The following is a 24,052-nucleotide window of genomic DNA, read 5'->3' on the forward strand; positions in this document are numbered from 1 at the left end:
CCCCTATTGTGGTATTTTTAACCTTTGTCCAGGGAAAATCCAATGCCCCGGCTGCTTAATATTGCGTTTGCTCCGTTTAATCATCGCTAATTTATTGGCATTCCAAATACGCCGCCATTTTGTACTGTCGCCATAAAATCTGCCTGAAATGGCCCATAGCGTATCCCCTTTTTTGACGGTGTACATTTTTGGTGGTGTTTTTGAAGGCCTTTTCTTTTTCGTTTGTTTTGCTTTTTTCTTTCGTTTGATTTTCCTAGGCGATGCGGTTTTGTATTCCTTTAACTCGATCGTAAATTCACGATCGCCAATATCATATGATCCTTCTTTATGAGTGAAGCTTTCAATGCTACACGTCATATTGATTTTTGTCCCCGTTACAATGAGCCGCACCGACTTCTTTGATCGCATCATTCGTTCTATTTTCGCTATCGCATTCTCTGGTGATGGAATGCTTTTATATTCAACAATTGGCGAATATTTCTTAGGAAATAATGAAGTGAATGATACTTGCTTAGCCGATGGGACATCAATAAAGGTTAGTTCTCCAAAAGAGGCAACCTTTACCGTTTCATTTTGTACGTTATTTGTGATTTCAAGTTCGGATGGAAGGACAGGGAATCGCAACTTGTCCTTTCCTTGGGAAATCCACAATTGATACACTGATTTACCCATCAATCACGACCCCCTTCGTTCCTGTATGAAGCTCTACTTCCAGTTCATCTACGAGCATTTCTCTAATTTTTTCGACAAGCGATTGCTGATCTTGTCCATTATGGAAATGCTGATCCCCATTAAATTGAATGGTGATTTGCTTATTACTTGACGATTCTGTTCGACTAGAAGACTGAGCTGAGGTGACTTGCTGCATTTGTGATTCTGGTAAAGGAGCAGACGCATTTGCTGGATCATATACTTGCATCCCAAGTGCCTTGGCTGCCTGCGTTAATAAATACCTTCCGCGTATCCCTCTTTCTTCAGGAATGATCCATTCGCGTTTGTTTCCTTCACCGACTCTAGCAACTTGCTCCTGAGTAATCAGTCCACCATTTGCATAGCCTTTATAAGGCCCGCCTCTTCTCATACTTCGTAATCCTGGTGTATTGAAGACTGTTCCATACCTGCCCTTAATGTAGTTAATGGCAGCTACGGCATTATGAATTGGATTCCAAATGTCATTCATGCCCTTGCCTTTATTGGAGTTAAACGTCGGTCCAATGGTTTGCATTAAGCCTTTAGAAGGCGTTCCCTTCTTGGCGTTGGAATCCCATAAGTTGATCGCTCTCGGATTTCCATTTGACTCATGCTGTGCAATGGTCATAAGACCTGGAAGCCAGTTCATCGATGTGCCAGTTGCCATGAGAGCTGCCATGAGCCATTGCTGAACACTAAGACCCGAAGCCCCCATACCGCTGAAGGCACCGATTAAGGAACCCGCTTGATTCTCTGCGAATTTCTTCACATCAACTGAATCAAGACCTTTGACGACTCCAATCGATGCGAATTTTCCAAGACTCATCATGACACGAGAAGGAGAATGTATATCTAATTCTTCTCTAAACGCCTGTTCTACTTTCTTCGCCATTTCTTTGGCAGCTTGTGTGACTTCACTAGCTTTTGAACGCATGCCGTTGTTAAAAGCATCCATCATTCCTGAGCCCCAGCCTGGTGAGTCTTGTTTTGCTTGTAGAAAAGGTTGTTTGATGTGCTGATCTACGTATTGGCTAGTACCAACTGATGTGGCATTTTGACCTGTGGCAAAACCACTAACCGTTCCAGAACCCCAAGTTGGTGATGCTGTCATCACTTGCTGGTATGGTGCTTTTACACGACTTTGCAAAAAGCTGTCTGTTCCTGTTGGTGTCACCTGCTGACCATTCGCAAAAGCAGCAACTGTTTGCTGACCATACTTACTTGAGTCTGAGGTCAATTGAGCAAAAGGCTGCTGAATATTCTTTTGCTTCCATTGATCAAGTGTAATCACTTTTTGATTTAACCCTTGTTCAAAATCCTTATTAAATTGCTCGCCTATGCTGGAGGCTTGAATATTCCCAGTCATCGAGACAGATCCGTCTATTGGACCGACAGAAGAAGATGAAGCTACTGCTGTAGGAGCTGAAGAACTTGACACTTGATTTCCAGCTGCTCCGCTTGGCATAACAGACATTCCAAGATGAGAAGCAGCCTGAGCAAGCAGCATCTTCCCGCGTCCTCGGTTATTTTGAGTTGGAATGACAAATTCGTTACCAGCTTCACCGACCCATGATAAGGTTGGCTGGGTAATATAGCCGCCTGTGGCATTTTGATCGGGTTTTTTCTTCCCGACAATCCAATTTATGACTACATCTACAATACCGCCTGCTTTGTCAAAAATCTTTTTAACCCAACCAAATGCTTTAGAAAACCCATCACCAATAGCTTCTGCTACTTTTACAATCGGCTTTTGAATGTTGTCTTCAAACCATTTGGATAATCCATCCCATATATCTGTGACCAATTTATACGCTTCTTCAAACTTTTTAGCGAAACTGTCTTTAATGGTTCCTACCGTATCTACAAGTGGATTCCACACATTTTCCATAAACCATGTCGATACAACTCCAAAGATTGACTGTATCTTTTTCCATGCATTTGATAATGCGGTCCAAATCCCTGTAGCAACTGTAACAACTGTACTGCTCAGTGGTGTCCATACGTTTTCAATAAACCAACCCGCTACCGCACTGAACGTTTCTTGTATCCATGTCCATGCATTGACTAAACTTGACCAGATAGTCGTTGCTACCGTAACGACTGTGTCGCTAAGCGGTGTCCATACGTTTTCAATAAACCAACCTGCTACTGCACTAAACGTTTCTTGTATCCATGTCCACGCATTGACTAGATTTGTCCAAATGGTCGTTGCTACCGTAACGACTGTGTCGCTGAGCGGTGTCCACACATTTTCAATAAACCAGCCTGCTACTGCACTGAACGTTTCTTGTATCCATGTCCATGCATTGACTAAACTTGACCAAATGGATGACGCGACTGTGACAACCGTACTGCTTAATGGTGTCCATACATTTTCTGTGAACCAAGCCGCGACTGTTGACCAAACTTCGATAATTTGATTTTTGATTTCAATGGCTTTTTGGCCAATCTTTTCAAACCCGCCGCCATCAAACCATTTTCCAATTGTTTCACCGATAGATTCTCCGCCCATACTTCCAGCGATGCCGCCTACTAGACCACCGATGGCTGTACCTATCCCTGGGACTACGCTTCCAATAGCTGCACCTGCTGCAGCACCTGCCATTCCGCCGGCGATGCCGCCTCCAGTCGTACCAATCTTTTCACCAGCATTATCTTTGTTCATACCGATGAGATTTGTTGCACTGAGTACACTTCCTAGAATAGGTACTTTCTTTAATAACTTGCCGCTCCCTTTACCTATACTTTTCATCGCTTTCCCTAATCCACTTAACCCCTTGCTACCTTTCACTAAACCCTTAAGTCCACCAGCTGAAGCTGCGATACCCGCACCTTTCTTTAGTCCATTAGGGATTTTCCCAAATAATTTACCTGCATTTGTTTTCAGTTTCCCTAATCTACTTGGAGGTCTTCTATTCATTTCGGTTCTTGATGTAGCATTTGGATTTCTTGTCTGTCTTGGTGAGCGACCATTTCGATTTTTAGTTTTAGTAGATCCTCCCCTGCTTAAACCTCTTGCACAACAGGGGCAACAACTATTGCGAAACAAGCCTTTTCCACCTCGTGACTGAGGTTTCGTTTTAGGAGCTGGATTTGATGGTGTTGATGTTGGTACTGTTGTTGGTGCTGTTGTTGGTGCTGTTGTTGGTGCTGTTGTTGGTGCCTGAGTGGTACTTTCACTTGATTGATCACTTGCACCTAAGAACCGATCTAATACATTAGTCACCAATTGATCTAGTTTTTTTTCAGGATTAAATTTAATCTTCTCTTTAATTCTTCCGATCACATCTTGCTTGTACTCTTCTATTTTATTTTCAACCCAAGGAAGTGCCTTTTCATCCCAAAACTTTCTAGGACTCAATTTTTCCTTCACTTTATCTGCAACGTCACCTGCATATTTTTGAATTTCACTTAATCCCTTATTGGCAAGGTTCTGGATCCAGCTCTGTTTAGGATCTTCTGTTTTCACTGACGAACTAACAGCCTCAGGTTCTTTTTTGATGCTTTGTTCTTTCACAACCGACTCTGCTTGATCTCGTTTTTTCAACTTACTCTTTGCATTGTCTTGTACAGACACTCTGATTTCGTGTTTAGACATCGTCAAACTTTTGAGTGTCTTTTTGATTCGTTGAATTGCAGCGGTGGCTTGGTCAACCATGTTTAATCTCATATAGTACGTTCTGTTCATGAGCTGAAAGATAGATTTTTTGATTGATGACATTTTACCTGACAATTGATCATTTAGTTTGAATGTCAGCATAATTGGGCTTGTTCCCGCTTGCTTGAAACGATTTATGCTGGATTTAATGACATCTAGCCCCTTCGCTTGAATGGATATGACCAAGTGATTTGGGAGCATATTTAATTGATTATTTAATGTTTTCAGATCACGAAAGATTCCTTGATCCAGTCTCATGGAGATCATTGATATTTTCCGAAGCGATAAACTGAAGTTTTTTAATTTCTTGTCATCTATATCCAGGTTTATTTTTACCGGTTTTCTAAATGGTTTGAGCTGCTTCTCAAATGTTTGAAATCGCTTTTGTATTCGCAGCAGCTTCTTCGATACTTTGTCTTCTAATTCAAATCGTGCAGTGAGTTTCGCCAATTATTTCCCTCCTTTCTTTGCTTCTTTTTCTAGCATGTCTAGCTTGTAGCTGATGAGTCCGAATAGGAGTGCTTTAAACGGTCTTGGTGATTCATATAAATCTAGGAGTTCAGATGGGGAGTAGTGAAGCTCATGCATGGCGTAATATAAAAACACGGCTTCTTTATCCCCATCTTTTATTAGTTTTTTGCTGCTTCTTCTAAATCTTCAATTTCGTCTTCAAATCCGTTGATTTCAATTGCCTTGTTTAACCAGTTTGCGTATTCACCGCCGACAGATAATACACGTTTTGCGACTTCAACTGGATCTTGTGTGCTGTAGGCTTCTCTTAGTTCCTTTGAGCGGAAATCTGGGTAAACCGTTGATTCAATGGCAATACGTGCGTAGAATCGTTGGCTGTCTAAGTCTTTCACGCGGCCTCTTCCTTTGACATTTTTGAAGGTCGTGTTTTCTTTTTCCAGTTCATCAATGCGTTCAGTTGTAATGGCTTTAAAAACAAAAGGAATGACATTCCCTTTTTTATCAACAAAACGCTTAGAAATCGGCACTTTGACCTCTTCTGCTTCTACTGTTTGTCCTGGCATAAAAAATGAAAGATCAAATGTTTGTTTTTCGCTCATGTTTAAAAACTCCCTTTGTTATGTTTTTTTGAATGCAAAAAAGCACATCCATTTTTGAATGTGCTTTCCAATCTTTTCATGTATAATTTAAATTGTACAATTGAACGGCTAGCTCAAGGGTGTCTGGCTCATCCCCCGATAGGAAGGGGGTGATGCTCATGTCAACATTTCAAGCACTAATGTTAATGCTTGCTTTCGGGTCATTTATCATAACCCTGTTGACGTATATAGACAAAAAATAGACTCCCCCTTGAGCTTTGGTAGGTAAAAGGGAAGTCTATCCTAAAGTATCCTATTCGATTAGCCAGCCCCTTAAGGGCCGAATTGTACATTGCCGGGATGTTGACGCATCCTGGCTTCTTTTTATTTTATGCAAACTACTTTGCATGTAAACATATTTCTAAGAAACTTTTTGAGGTTACACAGTCACTTTTTTGTAGCTACTCTGTAACTATGAAAAATTATACCATATTGCTGAATAAAATAAAAACAACATCTATTTGCGTCATTTGTATGCCTTTTGTTCATTAAAAGGAATTCTTCAGCTTTTCAGGAAGATCAAAGTCCTCGAACGTAAACGGAACTTCTTCTTCAAGTGCTTCTGAATCGACATCCAGTCCAGCAATTTTAGCTGAATCGAAGTTGACATCAAATAATGTTACACGCTCCGTACCTCGGCCTGATGATTTATCGTCAATCACCGCTTGAAGAGTGAAATAAGGATCTTCCCCTTTTTTCACATAGTTGAGCATTAATTGAACGAAACGAGATGTAACTTTATAGAATGTGGCCGTTCCTGTTCCATTTGCTCCTGTTGTTTTATGACCAGTCATTCTTCGGCCCATCACGTTGACTTCTGATTTATTTTTCTCCACGTTTGCTTCAAACGTTTTGATAAAGGCAAGCTCCTCACCTTCTAAGAAAAGACGACCTTCTTTACCTGAAATTGTATTTTGCGCTTTAAAAGCCATCTTACTTCACCTCCACATTGAAATAGAATTTTTCTGCTGCATCTACTGGCTGAACAGCTAGATCGATGATAAATCCATCACGATCTTCATTGAGACCGATGACGATATCTGTTTCTGAATTAAAGCCTGTAATGCCGCTGCCATCTTGAAGCTGCGTGAGATACTGTGTAATCAGTGTTTTCACAAGTTGCACTCCATCATCGGATGCTGGGATGTCATTGCCATTGGCTTTGCGTAATTTAATCAGATTTTTTAATTCGAACGTTAAATCATTGTTGATGGCATCAAGCACACGAATGATTTTGTTTTTCGCCATTTGCTGATTCTTTTCAGCTGTGAAACTTGTTAAAGAGTTAATATCTTTTTCAACACTCACCGTGCGGTCTCTCGCATCAAAGGTGAAGAGGAACTCCCCTTGTGATAATCGGTATTCTACTTGATCATTATCAAGGCGTTCTAATGTATCCACTGCTCCTTCGTATTCAACAAAGGTGAGTGACTGATTGAAGTTTGCACCTGCACTAGCCCCTGCGACCCAAGCTGTTGTTTGAGCAGGTGTTAGTTCTGTTCCATCTTCCAGCACGACACCACTTGTCACATTGATGATGCCTTCCTGGTCAGCTGCATAGTTCGCGACAACGCCTTGAACCTTACGTCCTTGCTTATCACGTAGACGCTCGATAAACGAAGCGAAGGTTGCTTTTAATTGCTCACTATTATCGACTGGGAGCGCAATGACATCAAAGTATTCTGTTTCTGCTGCTTCTAGGAAAGCTGTATAATCTGCGACACTTGCCACACCGTTTTTTCCGCCGCTTAGTGCCACACCAGCTGTGATCACTGCTTCCCCTTCACCAGAAAATTGAACATATTTGTTTTTCACAAGATCTTTGACATCCGTCACAATCTGCTTATCCACAATATCTGTTCCAAGATAAGTAATGACGTCACGTTTGGTGCTGTCGAGTACATTTTCTGCCACTTGAATGGTGATCTCATTTCCTTTTAGACCGCCATAATTAGCTGTAACCACAAAGTTTTCTGAGATTTCAGCTTTGGCTGGCTCCCCTTCGTTTAAGCGGTAAAGCAAGACTGTTTGCGCTTTTTTCTTTGCTTCACGGAAAAGAAGAAGCGACTTGTCATCAATATTGAGTCCAACCTTTTTATTTAAGTCTTCCATATTGGAAACGGAAATAAAGGTTTTTGGTTCTCCCCAGCTCATCACAAGAGGAAGTGCCACCGTACCTCGATCGCCTAAAGTAATTCGCTGCTCTGCTGTTGTTTTAAAATTAAAGTAAATGCCAGGACGCTTTTTCTCTGTACCTGGTGTAAATGTGCCTCCGTTCATCCTTTAAACCTCCTTGGACAAAAAAGCATCAATGTGCTTTTTCGCTTCTGTTTTTGTAATTGGTTGATGTTTGATATAAAAAAGAGCACCTTCAAGGATTTCTGGTTTTACCCCAAAAAGATCCTTACTGTGCTCCTTTAAGGCCTCAAATGAAAAGCCAAATTCTTTTTCTTCGCCAGCTACTTGAGCGGGCTCTGCTTTTTTAGTCTTGCTCACGTTTGATCACCCCATCTGAAAAGTTGATGTCTTCAAGGCTTGCTAGTTTGTCTCGGTTGTACCAATAACTGCTATCCCACGTCAGGACAATCGCTGCTACGCCTTGATCTAACATTCTAGTTTCCACTCTTTTTATGCGGACATAATCATCAAGCACCTCTCCATCTTCACTCATCATCTGAATCATTTGACGATCAGCAAGCAATGCATCAACAATGATTTCTACCGCGTTATGCGCTTTTTCTGAATCCATATGAAACACTTTCACTTGCAAAGAATAAGATTTCATAAACGTAGATACCGTATCTGGACCGCTAATCACTGTTACAGGCGGTACATAAACGGATGGCACTTGAAAACGCTCTGGTAAAAGTCGATCATACATTTTTACAGGAAAGTGTGTGTAAATATAATGCATGATTGCCCCGACTTCTTGATTCATTTCATCACCTCCCAAAATGTCGATCGAACCAGCTTTGAAGCTTTCGATCCAGCGATTGTTCAAACATTTGCTCATAAAGCATGACAGCATGATCCCAGTAGCCATTTCCATCTATCCATTGAGAGGCAAGCATCATTCCTGTCTTTGCATTCGGATCATATTCAAAGCGGCTGCCGGCCCATCTGCCAGGCACCCATCTTCGCTCTCCATTTGAAGAAGTAGCATGTCCGTCATTGACATAGGAGGCATATTCAAGCTGCGTTCCCACTTCAAGCGTGAGACCACCTTTTGATATGAGAAAATGATTCTCCTTATCTCCTTGCGAAAAGGAGCTAAGAAGCCGGCCTGTATCGACAGCATTTTCCTTGATTAGCTCATCCTGAATGATGTCCAAAAGCTCTAGGCCCATGTCCTCTAGCCAATCTTGATATTCCGCTTTTAATCCGCCGGTACACGCTGTTTCCAACTGCGAAAGCAGCCGGTCAAGTCCATCAATTTTCATAGATTTTCCTTCCTGACTGCCATCACTTCAATGTGATGATTTTTCACTATTTTGGGCTGCTGCAACTTAAGTGAGACGCCGTTCCACACCATTTTGTCATGCAGGCGAATATCACTTGCTAAAGGGAAATGGACAAGATAGGACTGATAAATCACTGTATTTGGCTCTTCTTGCACAAGTGACTGATTCTTTTCTATGACATAACAAGACAGATCTGTCAGGCTAGGTGCATCAGGATAGGAAAGAGTCATTTGTAAGTCATCAGCTGGAATCCCGAATTTTCCTCGGGAAGCCTCCTGATGTTCAAGGTGAAATAGATCACAGCGGTCTGTTAAGAGAGATTGATAACTCATAATGATCTCACCTTTAATTTGGTACTGCCGCGAGTTAATGATGGTTCAATGTAATCGACAAGCAGGGCATATACATAAGGTTTGCCTTTTACTTGATCAGCTGCCTTTGCATATGAATAATCACCCATTTTTTCTGACGTAAAGCCCTTCATCATAGATTCATCATCATTCAACATGGCAAAATATTGGGCCATCTTTAATAATGCGATTCTTGCTTTTTCAGGGAGGGGCTGATGTTTTTCGCTTGAGAAATCATGACCTACGATCTGAAATACCGCAGCTTCTGCTTCGATAATATCTGCTGTCAGTCTTTCTACAGATCGATTTTTCACACGCTCAAATACAGAATAGGCTTGCAGTTCTTCAGGAGAAATCATCATGGCCTGCTGTCACCTACTCTTTCACTTTCATCACTTTTGCTACAGCATCCTCTTCCTCAAATTTGCTGTCTAGCTTCGCTGTCAGAACAATAATAAATTTCCGGCTACGAATATCTTTTTCTACTTCAATTCGAATATGACGAGAAAACCCTACGATAATATTTTTAGGGTGTGTCAGCAAAATATCTGATACGTCTGTTCCCGCTGCGTCATATGGCTGCATATTGGCAAGGCCTTTGACCGGTACACCGAATGCAGAAGAAAGTCCGCCTTGAATCACCGCATCTCCGAGAGTTGTCTGGCGGTTTGCTACTTGATCCTTCCACTCCACTTCTAAGCTTGGGGATGTGTAGAATCGGAAATCCTGAGGTACACGTAAATATTTTGACGGCATTGCTTTATAGGCTTGTTTCAACATTTGGCGGCTAATTTCCGCTCCATTGGCATCCACAATATGAGTGACTGCTTGTTTTCTGACACCATCCATTTGGGCTAAAAATGGATCAGATGAAGTCGTATCTCCATTGACGATGAGCTCTTCAATATCAACTGCTGCTCGTTCAGCCAGCATTTGCATAATTGTCTGCTGAATTCCGTCTTTTTCAATATTGTTTTCAATGCTGTCGTAGGTCATATGAATTTCTGCAATGACCTCTTTTGCATTTAGATGGACAGTGCTTGTCGCTGGGACAACACGGTCTTTTGCATCAAGCGCTTGACCTTCTTCTGCTGGACGCAAAATACGCTGGCCAAAGCCGATTTTTTCAATTTTTTGTGAATCACTTTCCATCGGAATGATGCGTGCATCATTTAAAACGGTTGGTGTGTTTTGCATCATTCTAATGAATGTGTTGGATTGGGTTGCGTTCATGAGACCGCCGGTTTTTAAGCTGGCAAGTGTCATTTCGGCCTTGCGAATCAAATCTTGATTTCTCACACTGTTTCCTCCTTATATCGGCTTATAGTAAGCCATCCCATATGGGTTTTGTCGTGTCGTTTTGTGTATCGTGGATTGTTTGTTTTGATATGCCCCTTGCCTTTTCAAGCATGTGAATACGCTCTGAAATAGGCAAAAGCTGCTGCTGAAGCACTTCCTGCATCGCTGCTTTTTCTCTGTTGGCTGATTTCTCTAAGGAAGAGAGCTGATGACGAATTGGTGCAACGACTTGTTCGAGCACTTTTTGGACAGGTTCTTCCCCTGTTTGTTCTGTTTCCTGTTGATCAGCCTGCTGCAAGACGTTTTCGATGGCCTTTTTTGCTTTTTCGAGCTCTTGTACTTGATCCGTCGTCAAAGCAGACTCTTCTTTTTGTACATCTGCTGGCCTTTCACCAATCGCTTGAAGTACATCCTCTGTCTTCAGGATGTCCTGCACGATTGGAATGAGCTGTTCTAAGGAAGCTCTTACATCCGCCTCATCACCATCACTTGACTGTAAGGCTTCCAGCAGATGGTCTAAAATGTTCCAAAATGGTTGTGACATGTTTGCACCTTCCTCTTTTAAAAAGAAATTTTTCAGCAAAGAAAAAAGCCCTCTCTCATTTGTGTCTTGGGATAGAAGCTGATCTTGTTCTTCTATCGCGACGATGTCCGCCGTTCCGGCCATTGAATAGCCTGTAATGTGGCCTTTTTGAATTTGATCCCAAATCTCTTGGGAGGCCTTTGTCACAAGCACCCAAGATCCTTTTCGAATGAGCTCCCCGCCCACTTCAACGTCAGCTGGGGCAATATATGATTCAACCACTTCGCCGACACCATCCTGAAAATCATGCTGCTTGTCAATATGACGGGCATCCTTCATAAAGCCGTGCGCTGCTCTTTCAATTTCCTTCGCTGTCATAAAGTCTTGATGTGCATCAGGCGTATTCGGCTCATACACGACACCGTACACGAGGCGATGAGCATCTTCTGCCTTTGTCAGGACACTGACCTCTTTTTGAAAGTCGGGCCGCTTTTTCTTTGCTTTCATCAAAAAGAATTTCTTCTTGTTCGCTGCTTTGTCCACGTAGGAAACATGCGTAATTTTAGCGTTTTTTAGTTCTCTTGGCATATGTTCACCCCCTTTCAAAAAAGCGCAACAGCTTTTGTTTATTTCGTTAGCTGGTCCGGCTCTGATTGAGGCTTTTCTTCAGCTGATTTCATGCGGTTTTCTAAAGGTCGGTGATACAGTTCCTCAGGCCATTCCTCTAACGTTTTTCCGAGAATTCTTCCTGCTAGATCGCGCAAATCGTTAGGTGACACTGCCCCCGCTTGAATAAATGGCGTCAGTACCTTGGCAATCTCTAATGGGTCTCTAAAATCAGGACCATTTAATAGAAAACGGACATGCCACATATCAAGATCCGGTAGGAAAAGCGTATTGAGTTTTCCTGTGATGAGATGTCGTTCCGGCTGAAATACTTGCTCTTCTGTTGTTTTACGCGCGGTATCTGCTGTCGCTTTGTTATAGTCTTGAGACTCACCTGTGTAAATTGGCGGAAGGCGAAACGCCGAGCGGATTTTGTTTCTTGTTTTTTCATCGTATTCTAAAAAGAGCGCATCTTCTTGCAGGATCTCGGCTAGAGATTTGAAGTTTACTTTGACATTTGAGACATCTTCTTCTCCCGTCAACCCTTTTTCTGTCGGGAGACCTTCAACTTCAAGCAATAGAAATTTATGTGCATGATCAGATCCTTCAATATCGTCCATATAATCTTGAAGCTGCTGATAAGAGGATTCTGACAGCATCCCATTTTCGACAATGATGGCACCTGGTACATGCCGCCCTTGTTTAAAATAAAGATAGTTCAATTCCTCTGCCTTGCGTGCTCCGTACATATTGACGATGTTGCCAATCCAGCGGGGGATCCCATACGTACCGCTGCCAATTTTAAAATGAATCACTTCTGTTGCACGAAGCGGCTCTGGTGTGGTGTCATCGTATTTGCCTGTTTCACAGTTCAAAATGCGCGGATCACCATACTCCTTAAAGAAGACTTTCTTTTCGTTGATCACCTGCACATATTTGCGGAATCGTTTCTTTCGATTCATTGTCTTCAATTCGCCATTTTCTGTGAAACTGAATTCAACATCGACTGGCTCACTAAGCTTGCAAATGCGGATATGGAGCGCATCTAAATACTCGATTCCTGCTGGCTTTCCTTGTCCATCTCTCAGCACCTCTAAAAAACCATTTCCCGTTTTCTCTCGGTCTTCGAGGACATAGCCAAGAATCACATCAGCGGACTCATCATAGTTCATGTATTTCGTAAATTCTTCAAGTCTTGTCCATTCTTTTTCTGCAGCTTTCTTTTTTGTCGGTTTTACACCTTCTGCATTAAAGTCAAAGGCGTATTCCACTCCAAATCCAAAGCCTAAAATATTCGTTTTGTACGCATCAATACATTGCTGAAGAATGGTTGAATATTCTGCCATGCTTTTTAATTCATTGATGTTGTAAGGCGGGGGCACAATGTCATCTTTTTCATAGGAAAATTCATCTGCATACATTTGTTTTGTATGATCAGACATGTTTGCCTTCATAATCGTTGCTTTCAATTGTTTCATTGTATGGACCTCCTCTCTCTGTTTGGACGGACACGCTCTGAGGCAGTCTGTTTCAAATCCGTCACTTCATAATCATCCAGCGCATACCAGATGGCTGATAATGTATGCGGATCGATTTGAAATGCATCTTCCTCTAAACGTCCATCCTTATCTGCCTTATAGGTCAGTGATTGAAGTTCATAGATTGTGTGCGGACAAGCATCAGAGCAAATGATTTTCTTAAACCGTTTGATCTTTTTCGTATATTGCAAACGCGAACCTTGGAACTTATGTGCTGCCACCATTTGAAATCCAAGCTGCCGGAAATAGTGAATGGTTTTAGGTTCGGCTGCATCGGCTTTGATGAGTTCCTTTGATTCAATGAACTCTTTTAAGTCAACGGCTGTTTCATCATCTGTTTTCCCGCGGTCGTAATATTCCCAGTAAATATATAAGTACTTTTTTTCATGATCGACTGCTAATCGAATGAGCGCATTGTATGATTCAACAAATCCAAAATCCATGCCTGCTCGTTTTAGCGGACGATCCATCTGTTGAATGGCTTCTAATACATCAGCATGATTTCTTACCTCGAATTGAGGAAAAACCTTTGTTCCATTGATGCCGAAATAGCCCTTCCTCGCAATTCGATAGAGGTCTGGATCGTATTCCTTCAGTTCATCCAGCTGCTTCACATAGCTTTTAGGGAGAAATAGGTTATCTTCCGCTGTGGAGTGATGATAGTACGTATCTTTGATCACAACGGTGCGTTTTTTGTATAAGGTTTCGTCATCTAGGACAAATCGCTTCAGCTGTTCATCTCGAAAGAAATGTCTGTACGTCCAATTATCTTGACCAACAGGATTGGTTGATAACATCATATAAAGCGGTAAGGACGGATGCCTCAGCCTTCCCAGCAGCTCTTTAAAGCCTTCATAAGAAACCTCTGAACACTCCTCAATCCAAATAATCGAGATGTTGTTGATTGATTTTAATTTCTCAGGCTTGTCCAGTCCTTTGAATAAGATGCTGCTGCCATTTCGAAACGTCAAGGCAAGCGGCGAACTGCGGCACTTCACCACATGATCGATGCCAAGATCGCTGACGATCTCTTGTAAGAGAGAAAAGGTTGATTCGCGGTGCGTATCATATACTTCTCGAATGACAAGTGCTGTCCGCTTTTCTTCCAGTAACTTTAAAATAAGTTTTAACGCAATGTGATAGCTTTTCGAGGAGCCGTAGCCGCCTACTAAAAATTGAAACTTCTGATTCCAATCGAATAGAAAGTGTTCAAAGTGAGGATTGACTTCTTTTTCAATCAACTTCGTCATGAGTGATCCTCTTTTCGCTTGATCATGATGTGAAGATCTTCCTCTTTTTCTTCGCGCACTGCTTTTTTTGTTTTTTCGATGGTCAGTTCAATTTGCTTTAGCCTTAATCTTCGTTCATCCTTCGCATGTGCGAGCTCTTCAAACTGTTTAATGAGTCGCCTGAGCTCTCCCATCGCACGGGATTGGGCATTTAAAAAGGTAGCATGCCGATCCCATGAAAATTGAAACGAATATTCTTCTGTGCTCATTTCTTGCTCTGGTTGAATGCCTTCTACTGTTTCTTCTAATGAAGGAGGCATGTATGCCGCCTTTTTCAGCTCTTTGATCATGTCATCTTGATCGGACACATACATAATGCGCTGCGCCCGAATAATGGCAGCATATTGAATTTGAATTTGATCCCAGATTAAATCAAGCGATGTACGCCCGCCCATTTTCTCCATGATTTCAATCGTTTCATCTGAAAAAAACTGATTGAAGATCGAGTGTGCCTGCTTTGATGAACCTTTTTGCCTTTGCCATCCGTATCGTCTTTTCCATGATTTCACGGTATGGATTGAGACATTGTAATGATCAGCAATTTGCTGGTACGTCATCCCTTTCATATAATCTTGCTTGGCTCCTATCCGTTTATCTTTCATTTACATTCACCTGCCGCCTCCTTTTAATTCGAACGATTTCCTGTGAAGAAATCATTTGTGTAGGGCTAGCAAACATCCGTTTGGTCTTTCTAACTATAGGTGGCAACTGTAAGACAAGTGCTGATGCATTTATTTTGTAAAAGAAAAAACGCCTATTCAGCTGCTTCGAATAGGCGTTCTTGTACTTTTTTGGACATCTTGGTCCGAGCTCTCTCCATATGTTTTTGGACAGTTCCTTTTTTCACATCCAGCATGACCGCTATCTCGCTAAACGATAATCCTTGTGTTGTATGCATGAAGAATACGTCCTTTTCTCGATCCGTTAAAACAGACAGGGCTTCGTCAATTCGTTTCTTGTCTCGTTCACTGAATTCTCTTTCATTTTCTTGGATAATTGTATATTCATGTGATAAAGCCTCTAACACTTCTGGATTCGCCAGGATGGTACGCTGATAGACTGAACGTCTGTCTAATCCTCTTCGTGCACCTGGCTGCCTCCCAATTTGAAGCCATTCTACGACGTATTCAAGATCGCTGACCATACTAGCGATAATTTTTTTATCATGCTTCTCTTGATCTGACAGCTGTTTGTCTTCTTTTTCTCTAAATGGTTCATATCTTTTTCTCGCATCCTTTAATGCACGTTTGTATTCGATAAGTAAATCTTGCATGTTGGCTCTCTCCCTTTTTTAAGAAAATAAAAAACGGACACCAATCAATCCCTTTTCATAGGGTCTTGATCAGTGTCCGCAGGCTTTCCGTCTTGGACGTATGATGTTGTGATCTGTTCAATGATCTAGCTGATTTTAAAACCAATCTCGTGATCTACTCTTGCAAAATGACCTTTTGCCGTTTGTATAATGGTTTTTCCATGTTCAGGCACATCTATCTGATAAGCCGTTCCTACATTCCCATCTAACACGATGACTTGAATTTTTCCTGTTTCCATCTCGCCGACAAACGTCTGGTTTTCTTGAATGAATAATTGTTTTGGCTCGTTCATATGCTTGTCTCCTTAATTGGTGAGGGTCTTCGTTCCATCACCTATCGTATTTAAAATGATTTCAATTCTTGGACGCATACTATAAAACTGGGAAACTCTTAAATCGACAATTTGTAGATGGGCCCTATCTGCAATAGCATGAAGTGCTTGTTGAATATGATGTAGTCGTGGCTGAAAGATGCTGACGTTCACTGGGCGTATCAAACCTTTTTCTGCGTATGTACGCTTGATTTGACAGTCAGCTATGTCAAGCGGCATGTCGTCAAATAAACGAATCTCGAGTGATAGTGCGTCTTTTATTTTATGTGGGCATTGTGCTTTTGCTGCTGCCCGTATTCTTTTTATCAATCTATCTTTTGTTAACAATACCTCTGTCTCAATGATGAAATGGATGACCATATTATGATCTCCCGTCATCCTTTTCCCACTGACGGATATCTTGTTCGTTTTTATTCGCTTTGAGCAAGCATTTGAGGATTGTCATGATTTTCTTCCATCGTTTCATGTCGTCTTGATTCCTCCTTTGTTACTTCAGCGACCTTTTCCGCCAATAGGGTCATGTATGTTAGCTTGTCTTCTGCTGTGGAAAAAACAAACACCGGTTTCTGATGATGAAAGGTGATCCAGCCGCCAGCTTGGACTAAACAAAGCTGCGCTTCCTTTCTGGCATCAAACGTCATCTGATGTTTCATCTTCTTCAAATCCCTCCAGGCTCTCCTCAATCTCTGTTTGATATCCGTAACGTGTCATGTCATATGACCAGTAGCTTTTTGGATATCCAAAGTCATTCATCTGCGCTACCATTGGATGATCGATGTTCATTTTGTTTGTCTCCCTTTTTCAAAGATAAAGAATTACTCATTTTGTGTAACTTTTGATCAAAAAAAAGCTCTTGAACACCCCTATTTAGCAAATCTGCAATATGCTTTGCTATTTCTAAGCTAGGCTTCGTTCTGCCCATTTCTATATTTGCATAGCCACTTGTGTACTTATACCCTAACTTTTTCGCCATATAGGTTTGTGTTTTTCCTTGTAAAATGCGTTCTTCTCGTAAATTTTCAAGTTTCATCTTTCCACCTCTTACTCAATATGTGTAAGTTATATTCATTATGATAATATACACGAAACGAGTAAGTCAATCATTTTTTATTCTTTTTGTGTAATTATTTATCTTTTCCGTGTAATTCATGATAAAATTTACTCATAACATGAAAAAAGGTGTTTCCAATGGATAATTTGACTGGAAAGATTTTAACTGAATTAAGAGAGAAGCATGGATGGAGCAAGTCAACGGTTGCTAAAAAACTCGGCTTAAAGGCAATGTCCACTTATGCAAATTGGGAATATGGCTTGAGAAAGCCCGATGGTGAAATGATTGTGAAAATCGCCGAGTTATACGGGGTCTCAACGGACTATCTTCTCACAGGTAAGGACAAAGGCGGAACTGATGTCGATCTTGCAGACGATCCTGATTTGCAAATTGCGTTTAAGGCTGCCTCCGATTTTTCCGAAGAAGCACGAAGACAAACCATCGATTTTATTCACTACATTAAAGAAAAAGAGAAACAAAAAGGTCGTCAGCCAAAACAGCGAGACGACGATTGATATCTCTCTTCATAAAGCTTGACATTGCTGGGATGCACCCAGCTTTTTTTATGCCTCTTTTTCCCCTAAAAAAGAGAAGACTCATGAATAATATGTGACAATTTTCACCATAAATACTCTTTTTTTCACATATTTTAATTGACATATAATACTATTATTATTAATATATGTATATACTAAAAAAGGAGTGTTACCGATGAAAAAATTAATGAAAGCTTGTACATTGTCTTTAGCTGCTTTAGGTGCTCTTACGTTCTTCCAAACTGAAGGTGCTCATGCAGCTGCACAGCCAAAAGAACCAGTCATAGCAAAAGCTCCTATTATGAATAAAGTGATTAGAGTGAACCGCACGCTTACTGTAGGTTCCTCAATCGCCGTCTCTCTTCCAGCAAGCCAAATTTCTGTGTCGGGCGCAACATATGCCATTCAATTAGATCAAACAGCTCCGAACTTCACTTGGATTCGTGCCGTACAACGCGGATCTGTCACAGTTTCTTACTATAATTCACTAGGCGAGCTTGTGATTAACTATATTACTGTTCGATAAGCTACATGACTTTACATATAAAAAGGCGATGACTTCATGATCATCGCCTTTTTGTATGTCTACGTGTATTGTTAGACTTCATGATCATCGCCTTTTTGTATGTCTACGTGTATTGTTAGACTTCATTTATCCAATGCTTGCCAACGACCACCCTTTATGTTAACTTTTAATAAAAATAAGTTAACATAATGAGAGGAGCTTATGATGGGGAAACCAATCACTTTGTCTTGGGAAGCGATAACAGAGAAAGCGCTGAAAAATGAACGAATCACGCTGCAAGAAGGGCTAGATATTCTTGAAGCGGACGATAGAGAATTATTATCGATCATGCATGCAGCCTATCAAGTACGATTTCATTTTTTTCAAAATAAGGTGAAATTAAATATGATTTTTAACGCAAAAAGTGGTTATTGTCCTGAAAACTGCGGTTATTGTTCACAGTCGATCATTTCAAACGCACCGGTTGAACGATATACAATGCTTGATCAAAAAACGATTGTGGCTGGCGCGCGTGAGGCGCTGAAGAGAAAAGCGGGGACTTATTGTATTGTTGCGAGCGGGAGAGCACCTTCTCATAGAGAATTAGATGAGGTGACGGCAGCAGTAAAAGAGATCACGGAGACCATGCCATTGAAGGTGTGTGCATGTCTTGGGTTATTAAATGAAGACAAAGCGAAGCGGCTGAAGGAAGCAGGGGTTCATCGGTACAATCACAATATCAATACACATCAAGATCATCATCCTCACATTACGACAACTCATACATATCATGACCGCTTGTCGACCCTTAAGAAGGTCAAGCAGTCTGGCATGTCACCCTGCTCAGGGGTTATTATTGGAATGGGTGAAACCAACCAGCAAATTGTTGAAATGGCTTTTGCGCTCAGAGCCATTGATGCGGATTCCATTCCAGTCAACTTTCTTCATGCAATTGAAGGAACACCACTTGAGCATCAAGAACGAACACATCCAATCAAAGCATTGAAAGTGTTGGCACTTATGAGGTTTGTCAATCCAACCAAGGAAATTCGAGTATCTGGAGGCAGAGAATTCAATTTACGGACGCTTCAGCCGTTTGCCCTTTATGCCGCAAATTCCATTTTCGTAGGTGATTATTTAACAACAAAAGGTCAGCAGGTTCAAACGGATCATCACATCATTGAAGATTTAGGTTTTGACATAGAAGAATGTGCATTATAAAAAAAGTCTGCCGGTGAATCGGCAGACTCAGCGTGTAGACAAACCCTCGCATTCGTTGTCAGATCTGCGCTTCGGTGCTCACGAACGCTCCGCTCCGATGCTCGTCCTTCCTAGACTGCAAAGGTTTTCTATCACGCTGAAAAGAAGACAATTAGAATCTTTTATGGAAATCGACAGTGCCGCTTCCTTCCTCACGGTCAAAGCTGCCAACAAATGTCCAGTTAATATAGCCGCCGTCACCATTATTGACGAACGTCCCATCTTCAAATACCCAAATACCAAACGTAATACCATCATATTCAACACTATCATAGTAAACCACATTGTTCAGTCCGCTAAAGTCATGATCTTGGCTTAAGTTTTGGACAACGACGTTATAGTTTTGACCTGCTTCATAGAAGGCGCTGTACGCCGCATTTTTTACGAATCCATCACGATTTTGAGATGATTTTACTGCTTGTTCAATTTTATCAGCAATGGCTACTGGATCAATCGAGACACTTCCATCGACACCTGTTGTCGTTGCAGCTTCAGCCGTTTGACCAAAAGTCGTAAGAGATAGAGGGGCAGCAACCATTGACGTAGCAATCACAGAACTAACAAAAAATTTGCTTGTTTTTCTCATTATTTCTAACTCCTCCTTTAATTGGTATGTTTATGTACTACCCCTTCTCCTGTCTCTCAAACACTATTTTATGAAAAAACTTCTTTTTCTACCAATTAAGAGGGTTATTTTACTGTTTAAAAGAGTTGAAACAACAAAAAACTACTCTTTAATAAGAGTAGTTTCCAGTATTACATGAATAGGATAAATAAAATCACACCTAGGATAATTCGGTATATTGCAAAAGGCACCAGCTTGATTTTATTGATCAATTTTAGGAAGAATCGAACAACGAAGAGAGCCACAACAAATGCACTCACAAAGCCGACGATAAAGAATGGCAGCATGTCTGTTGTTAAATATTCGGCATTTTTCACAAGTGTTAAGAAGCTTGCGCCTGCCATAATCGGCATCGCCATGATAAATGTAAAGTCAGCTGCCGCACGGTGATTCAAACCAAGAATAACACCACCTGCGATCGTCGAACCTGAGCGAGAGAAGCCTGGCCATAACGCCAAACATTGAAACAGTCCGATATAAAGCGCCTGTTTGTACGTCATGTTATCGACAGAGCTTGTTTCTGATTTACGTTTATTGATCCAGTCAGCGACAAGCATCAGCACTGCGCCTAAAATCAAGCCGACAGCAACTGTTCTCACGTCAAACAAGTATTTATCAATATAGTCTTCAAATAAGAATCCTAAAATGACGGCTGGAACGAGTCCTACTGCGATTTGAGCAATGGTCAGCTTATGCCCGCTGCGCTTTTGTTCTTCGGTGATATTTTTCTTTAAGCCTAACAAGTTCAAAATCCGATCCTTGAACACAATCATGACAGCTAAAATAGATCCTAACTGAATCACGACTTTAAATGTGTTTGCCGCCTCTGGCGTAATGATTTCCTTTGATTTTAACCATAGATCATCGACAATGATCATGTGACCTGTAGATGAGACAGGTGCATACTCTGTTAATCCTTCGACAATTCCTAAAACCAGTGCCACGAATAAATCCCATAGATTCATGATTTTCTTTCCTTTCAATTCTGATCTTTTGAACAGGTCAACCATCTATGTCCACATAAAGACAAGCTTCCTTCATCGAAAGCTCGTCTTTATGATACTATATTTTTTTCAAAAAAAGATTATGACATTAAACCTTTTCTTCTTTATACAAATTGGATCGCATTTTGAACCAATCAAACAAGTGGGTCGTGATGACCTTCAGGACGGCATATGTCGGAATCGCAACAATGATGCCGACTACGCTAAATAATTTACCTGCTGTTAAGAGAACAAAGATGATCGTGATCGGGTGGATATGAAGGTTTTTCCCCATGACCTGAGGTGAAATAAATTTCCCTTCAATGAGCTGTACCACTGTCCAGATAATGATCAGTTTTAAAAGCATCACTGGTGATGTCACAAGTGCAATGACAATTGCTGGTGTAATCGCAATCGTCGGACCAAGGTAAGGTACTACACTTGTACATGCCGCAATGATGGCCAGTAGTAACGCATAGTCAAGTCCAATAATCAGATAACCGATTAAAAGAAGCACACCAATACAGAAGCTGACAATGATCTGTCCAAGAATATAAGAGCTCAGGCGATGGTTCATTTCGTGAAGCACGATATGTGTATGTTCTCTAAACTTATTCGGAATAAATTTTAGGAAATAGTCAGGTAATTTTTTACCGTCTTTTAATAAATAGAACAGAATGAACGGAACGGTCACGATCGAGATGATGATTTCAGTGAGCGCCCCTAAGAATGTCCCCACTCCTGTAAAGGTACTTTCCAAAATTTTCGTCGCTTGACTTGACGCTTTGCTTACCAATTCAGAGACGTTAAAATTCATGTTTTTTTGCGCTTGAGTAATGAAGTTGCTTCCCGTTAGTTGTCTAATCTGATCTTCTACCGTATCAACATATTTCGGTAGGTTATGAAACAGACTCATCATTTGCGCTTGTAAAAACGGAATAATAGACACAATCGTTACTGTAATCATGCCAATAATGACAATATATAAAAGCAAAATCGAAAAGATCCGTTTCACTCTAAACCTCTCTAACAAATTGACAATCGGGTTTAATAAATAATACACGACCCCCGTTAAAATAATCGGTAAGGCAATGGTTTTGACGAGTACAATGAGCGGTGTGAAAATAAAGGATGTTTTCATGAAAACAAGGATATTCAATCCGATTAATAGCAGGACGAGTAAAAAGAGAACAAACTTGTTATCAAGAAAAAATTTTCTAAATCGACTGCTCCACATTTGCATAGAATTCATATCGTTCCTCCAAACTCGGGCTATTTTATGAATAAATTGTACACTACCTGATCATGATTTGGTGATCATTGTTTCAGCTTTTTTTCCCATTTTGCAATGGACATCACCCATATAATCAGAATTGGCTGTCCTATCAGTCTTATCCATAGCAAAGACTGATCTGTGCTTTCTTGACCTGGAAATGGAATTCCCTCTCGTGCAGCAAATAAGTTTGCAGGGAAAATGAGGACAAGATAGACAGCAATGGTTTTTGCTGCTACGATCCTGACATTGGGCAAAAGGAGCAAGATAGCCAGTAGCCATTCTAGACATGCCGTCGCATAGATCATTACATATGGAAATGGCCAGCCTGGCATCATACGAGCAAAGCCGCTCGGCTCTATGACATGAAAAATACCAGCTCCTATGAATAAAAGCGCAAAGACGTATGTACTTCCTATATGTAGGACGCGCTTCATGGTCGTTTCCTCCTCTCCCTTCTATCAGAGTATTACCCGAATGAAGGAAGAAACTACCCACTTTTCGTACATTTATATCCTTTATGTAAGACGCATCAGCCTATATAAAGGTTTCATCCGCTTTTCAATAAAAAGAATGTTCTTTCATACAAACGCTTTCAAAGGATGTATAATCAGAGAAAAGTAGAAGGAGGGAACGACATGATTCGATTTGCTGTTATCGGAACGAACTGGATTACCGATCGATTCTTACAGGCCGGTGAAGAAGTAGCTGATTTTACATGTACAGCCGTCTATTCACGGTCCGCTGAAAAGGGCGGGGCATTTGCCGAAAAATACGGTATTGGTACAGTTTTTACGAACTTACATGAAATGGCAGAAAGTGATGCGTTTGATGCTGTGTATATTGCGAGTCCAAATGCCCTTCATAAGGAGCAGGCTATGTTGATGATGGAGCATCAAAAGCATGTTTTATGCGAAAAACCATTTGCCTCACACCGAAAAGAAGTGGAAGAGATGATTGCTACAGCAAAAAAACATCAAGTGTGTTTGATGGAAGCGATGAAAACGACATTTCTGCCCAACTTCCTTCAAATCAAACAGCATCTTGATCAGCTCGGACCCATTCGGCAAGTGGTTGCTCATTACTGTAAATATTCTTCAAGATACGATGCCTATCGAAATGGCGAGATTCCAAACGCTTTTAAGCCTGAATTATCCAATGGCTCTTTAATGGATATCGGTGTGTATCTCGTCTACCCAGTGATCTATTTATTTGGTCTGCCGAATCAAATCACCGCCAGAGGCTACAAGCTTTCTTCTGGTGTAGATGGGAGCGGCTCTGTTCTTATGCAATATGAAGGGCATCAAGCACTCCTATTTCATTCTAAAATTTCAACGTCTCATCTATCTGCGGAAATTCAAGGAGTGGATGCGACGATGGTGATTGATCAATTCCACCGTCCTTCGCATATCACGATCCATGATCGGCAAGGACACCATACCGATATCTCTCTCAAAGATGATCAGCCAGCGATGTATTATGAAATCTGTCATTTTATTGAGTGTATTCAGCAAGGAATGAGTCAGTCTCCGGTCAATACATTTGCCTTATCTGTTCAAACCATGTCTGTCATGGATGAGGCGAGAAAACAAATGGGCGTGAGGTTTCCTGCCGATAGATAAAATGAATGGGACATGAAATGATGAACAAAG

Annotated in this window: 31 protein-coding genes; 5 read left to right on the forward strand and 26 right to left on the reverse strand. The window is 41.1% G+C overall.

The genetic code is table 11. The features are described 5' to 3' along the window. Positions 1 to 3: 3 nt before the first annotated feature. Genes NKR21_RS15560 through NKR21_RS15575 form a run of 4 tightly spaced genes read right to left on the reverse strand, consistent with a single transcriptional unit; the run spans position 4 to position 5,418 of the window. Positions 4 to 672 (reverse strand): LysM peptidoglycan-binding domain-containing protein, encoded by a 669-nt coding sequence (locus tag NKR21_RS15560; protein ID WP_012011037.1) that lies wholly within the window; start codon positions 670 to 672, stop codon positions 4 to 6. Then, positions 665 to 4,798, reverse strand: a complete 4,134-nt coding sequence (locus NKR21_RS15565) for a transglycosylase SLT domain-containing protein (RefSeq protein ID WP_012011038.1) — start codon at positions 4,796 to 4,798, stop codon at positions 665 to 667. The genes NKR21_RS15560 and NKR21_RS15565 overlap by 8 nt, the downstream gene beginning before the upstream one ends. After that, the gene (locus NKR21_RS15570; RefSeq protein ID WP_088002055.1) at positions 4,799 to 4,936 is read right to left on the reverse strand and encodes a hypothetical protein; all 138 of its coding nucleotides are present in this window, start codon (positions 4,934 to 4,936) and stop codon (positions 4,799 to 4,801) included. 41 nt (positions 4,937 to 4,977) lie between these two features. Next, positions 4,978 to 5,418, reverse strand: coding sequence for a phage tail assembly chaperone (locus NKR21_RS15575; protein ID WP_144456215.1), 441 nt, complete (start codon positions 5,416 to 5,418; stop codon positions 4,978 to 4,980). Positions 5,419 to 5,570: 152 nt separating this feature from the next. On the opposite strand from NKR21_RS15575, the gene NKR21_RS15580 reads away from it, so the two are divergent. Beyond that, positions 5,571 to 5,660, forward strand: coding sequence for a putative holin-like toxin (locus tag NKR21_RS15580; protein ID WP_080772987.1), 90 nt, complete (start codon positions 5,571 to 5,573; stop codon positions 5,658 to 5,660). A gap of 285 nt (positions 5,661 to 5,945) precedes the next feature. Here NKR21_RS15580 and NKR21_RS15585 read toward each other — a convergent pair whose 3' ends face one another. The 18 genes from NKR21_RS15585 to NKR21_RS15670 form a co-directional block, all read right to left on the reverse strand. Further along, the gene (locus NKR21_RS15585) at positions 5,946 to 6,389 is read right to left on the reverse strand and encodes a phage tail tube protein (RefSeq protein WP_003213309.1); all 444 of its coding nucleotides are present in this window, start codon (positions 6,387 to 6,389) and stop codon (positions 5,946 to 5,948) included. Between the two features lies 1 nt (position 6,390). Continuing rightward, entirely contained in the window at positions 6,391 to 7,737 is a 1,347-nt protein-coding gene (locus NKR21_RS15590; protein ID WP_012011041.1) for a phage tail sheath family protein, read from the reverse strand. Between the two features lie 3 nt (positions 7,738 to 7,740). Then, positions 7,741 to 7,953 carry a YqzN/YkzM domain-containing protein gene (locus NKR21_RS15595; RefSeq protein ID WP_012011042.1) on the reverse strand — a complete coding sequence of 71 codons (213 nt, stop codon included), beginning with the start codon at positions 7,951 to 7,953 and terminating at the stop codon, positions 7,741 to 7,743. Continuing rightward, positions 7,940 to 8,395, reverse strand: coding sequence for a hypothetical protein (locus NKR21_RS15600; protein ID WP_012011043.1), 456 nt, complete (start codon positions 8,393 to 8,395; stop codon positions 7,940 to 7,942). The genes NKR21_RS15595 and NKR21_RS15600 overlap by 14 nt, the downstream gene beginning before the upstream one ends. Positions 8,396 to 8,399: 4 nt before the next feature. Then, positions 8,400 to 8,897, reverse strand: coding sequence for an HK97 gp10 family phage protein (locus NKR21_RS15605; RefSeq protein WP_012011044.1), 498 nt, complete (start codon positions 8,895 to 8,897; stop codon positions 8,400 to 8,402). Then, positions 8,894 to 9,250, reverse strand: coding sequence for a YqbH/XkdH family protein (locus tag NKR21_RS15610; RefSeq protein ID WP_012011045.1), 357 nt, complete (start codon positions 9,248 to 9,250; stop codon positions 8,894 to 8,896). The genes NKR21_RS15605 and NKR21_RS15610 overlap by 4 nt, the downstream gene beginning before the upstream one ends. Continuing rightward, a complete protein-coding gene (yqbG, locus tag NKR21_RS15615; protein ID WP_144456217.1) occupies positions 9,247 to 9,630 on the reverse strand; it encodes a protein YqbG in 384 nt (127 codons plus the stop codon). Before yqbG ends, NKR21_RS15610 begins: the two co-directional genes overlap by 4 nt. Before the next feature lie 13 nt (positions 9,631 to 9,643). Then, positions 9,644 to 10,567, reverse strand: a complete 924-nt coding sequence (locus NKR21_RS15620; protein ID WP_144456219.1) for a phage major capsid protein — start codon at positions 10,565 to 10,567, stop codon at positions 9,644 to 9,646. Positions 10,568 to 10,589: 22 nt separating this feature from the next. Beyond that, positions 10,590 to 11,678: an XkdF-like putative serine protease domain-containing protein gene (locus tag NKR21_RS15625; protein ID WP_144456221.1), complete on the reverse strand. Its 1,089-nt coding sequence runs from the start codon at positions 11,676 to 11,678 to the stop codon at positions 10,590 to 10,592. 38 nt (positions 11,679 to 11,716) lie between these two features. Beyond that, entirely contained in the window at positions 11,717 to 13,174 is a 1,458-nt protein-coding gene (locus NKR21_RS15630) for a phage portal protein (RefSeq protein WP_144456223.1), read from the reverse strand. Continuing rightward, positions 13,171 to 14,484: a PBSX family phage terminase large subunit gene (locus NKR21_RS15635; protein WP_144456225.1), complete on the reverse strand. Its 1,314-nt coding sequence runs from the start codon at positions 14,482 to 14,484 to the stop codon at positions 13,171 to 13,173. The genes NKR21_RS15630 and NKR21_RS15635 overlap by 4 nt, the downstream gene beginning before the upstream one ends. Beyond that, on the reverse strand, positions 14,481 to 15,125 hold the full coding sequence (gene terS, locus NKR21_RS15640; protein ID WP_012011051.1) for a phage terminase small subunit: 645 nt from the start codon (positions 15,123 to 15,125) through the stop codon (positions 14,481 to 14,483). The genes NKR21_RS15635 and terS overlap by 4 nt, the downstream gene beginning before the upstream one ends. A gap of 152 nt (positions 15,126 to 15,277) precedes the next feature. After that, positions 15,278 to 15,796, reverse strand: coding sequence for a sigma-70 family RNA polymerase sigma factor (locus NKR21_RS15645; protein ID WP_012011052.1), 519 nt, complete (start codon positions 15,794 to 15,796; stop codon positions 15,278 to 15,280). A gap of 125 nt (positions 15,797 to 15,921) precedes the next feature. Then, positions 15,922 to 16,128, reverse strand: coding sequence for an XtrA/YqaO family protein (locus NKR21_RS15650; protein WP_012011053.1), 207 nt, complete (start codon positions 16,126 to 16,128; stop codon positions 15,922 to 15,924). Between the two features lie 12 nt (positions 16,129 to 16,140). Further along, positions 16,141 to 16,527: a RusA family crossover junction endodeoxyribonuclease gene (locus tag NKR21_RS15655; protein WP_012011054.1), complete on the reverse strand. Its 387-nt coding sequence runs from the start codon at positions 16,525 to 16,527 to the stop codon at positions 16,141 to 16,143. A gap of 50 nt (positions 16,528 to 16,577) precedes the next feature. Beyond that, positions 16,578 to 16,820 carry a hypothetical protein gene (locus NKR21_RS15660; RefSeq protein ID WP_012011055.1) on the reverse strand — a complete coding sequence of 81 codons (243 nt, stop codon included), beginning with the start codon at positions 16,818 to 16,820 and terminating at the stop codon, positions 16,578 to 16,580. Then, complete coding sequence (locus NKR21_RS15665; protein WP_162900861.1) at positions 16,798 to 16,950, reverse strand: hypothetical protein; 153 nt, start codon at positions 16,948 to 16,950, stop codon at positions 16,798 to 16,800. The genes NKR21_RS15660 and NKR21_RS15665 overlap by 23 nt, the downstream gene beginning before the upstream one ends. Further along, on the reverse strand, positions 16,913 to 17,197 hold the full coding sequence (locus NKR21_RS15670; protein ID WP_144456227.1) for a helix-turn-helix transcriptional regulator: 285 nt from the start codon (positions 17,195 to 17,197) through the stop codon (positions 16,913 to 16,915). Before NKR21_RS15670 ends, NKR21_RS15665 begins: the two co-directional genes overlap by 38 nt. A gap of 158 nt (positions 17,198 to 17,355) precedes the next feature. Here NKR21_RS15670 and NKR21_RS15675 point away from each other — a divergent pair, with 158 nt between their 5' ends. The 3 genes from NKR21_RS15675 (at position 17,356) to bioB (ending at position 19,480) form a co-directional block, all read left to right on the forward strand. Continuing rightward, positions 17,356 to 17,733, forward strand: a complete 378-nt coding sequence (locus NKR21_RS15675; protein WP_012011057.1) for a helix-turn-helix domain-containing protein — start codon at positions 17,356 to 17,358, stop codon at positions 17,731 to 17,733. A 196-nt stretch (positions 17,734 to 17,929) separates the two neighbouring features. Beyond that, positions 17,930 to 18,280, forward strand: a complete 351-nt coding sequence (locus NKR21_RS15680; protein ID WP_012011058.1) for a hypothetical protein — start codon at positions 17,930 to 17,932, stop codon at positions 18,278 to 18,280. 204 nt (positions 18,281 to 18,484) lie between these two features. After that, on the forward strand, positions 18,485 to 19,480 hold the full coding sequence (gene bioB, locus NKR21_RS15685; RefSeq protein ID WP_144456229.1) for a biotin synthase BioB: 996 nt from the start codon (positions 18,485 to 18,487) through the stop codon (positions 19,478 to 19,480). A 151-nt stretch (positions 19,481 to 19,631) separates the two neighbouring features. Here bioB and NKR21_RS15690 read toward each other — a convergent pair whose 3' ends face one another. The 4 genes from NKR21_RS15690 to NKR21_RS15705 all read right to left on the reverse strand — a co-directional run bounded on the left by NKR21_RS15690 (position 19,632) and on the right by NKR21_RS15705 (position 22,837). Beyond that, positions 19,632 to 20,105, reverse strand: coding sequence for a hypothetical protein (locus NKR21_RS15690; RefSeq protein WP_003212767.1), 474 nt, complete (start codon positions 20,103 to 20,105; stop codon positions 19,632 to 19,634). 170 nt (positions 20,106 to 20,275) lie between these two features. After that, positions 20,276 to 21,109: an undecaprenyl-diphosphate phosphatase gene (locus tag NKR21_RS15695; RefSeq protein WP_088000908.1), complete on the reverse strand. Its 834-nt coding sequence runs from the start codon at positions 21,107 to 21,109 to the stop codon at positions 20,276 to 20,278. 127 nt (positions 21,110 to 21,236) lie between these two features. Next, positions 21,237 to 22,379 (reverse strand): AI-2E family transporter, encoded by a 1,143-nt coding sequence (locus NKR21_RS15700; RefSeq protein ID WP_144456231.1) that lies wholly within the window; start codon positions 22,377 to 22,379, stop codon positions 21,237 to 21,239. 65 nt (positions 22,380 to 22,444) lie between these two features. Beyond that, positions 22,445 to 22,837, reverse strand: a complete 393-nt coding sequence (locus tag NKR21_RS15705; RefSeq protein WP_012011062.1) for a DoxX family protein — start codon at positions 22,835 to 22,837, stop codon at positions 22,445 to 22,447. Positions 22,838 to 23,038: 201 nt separating this feature from the next. Between NKR21_RS15705 and NKR21_RS15710 the strand changes: the two genes are divergently transcribed. After that, positions 23,039 to 24,022: a Gfo/Idh/MocA family protein gene (locus tag NKR21_RS15710; protein WP_144456233.1), complete on the forward strand. Its 984-nt coding sequence runs from the start codon at positions 23,039 to 23,041 to the stop codon at positions 24,020 to 24,022. Positions 24,023 to 24,052: the final 30 nt, after the last annotated feature.

This window comes from Bacillus sp. 1735sda2 (assembly GCF_024159245.1).
Classification (GTDB): Bacteria; Bacillota; Bacilli; order Bacillales; family Bacillaceae; genus Bacillus; species Bacillus pumilus_O.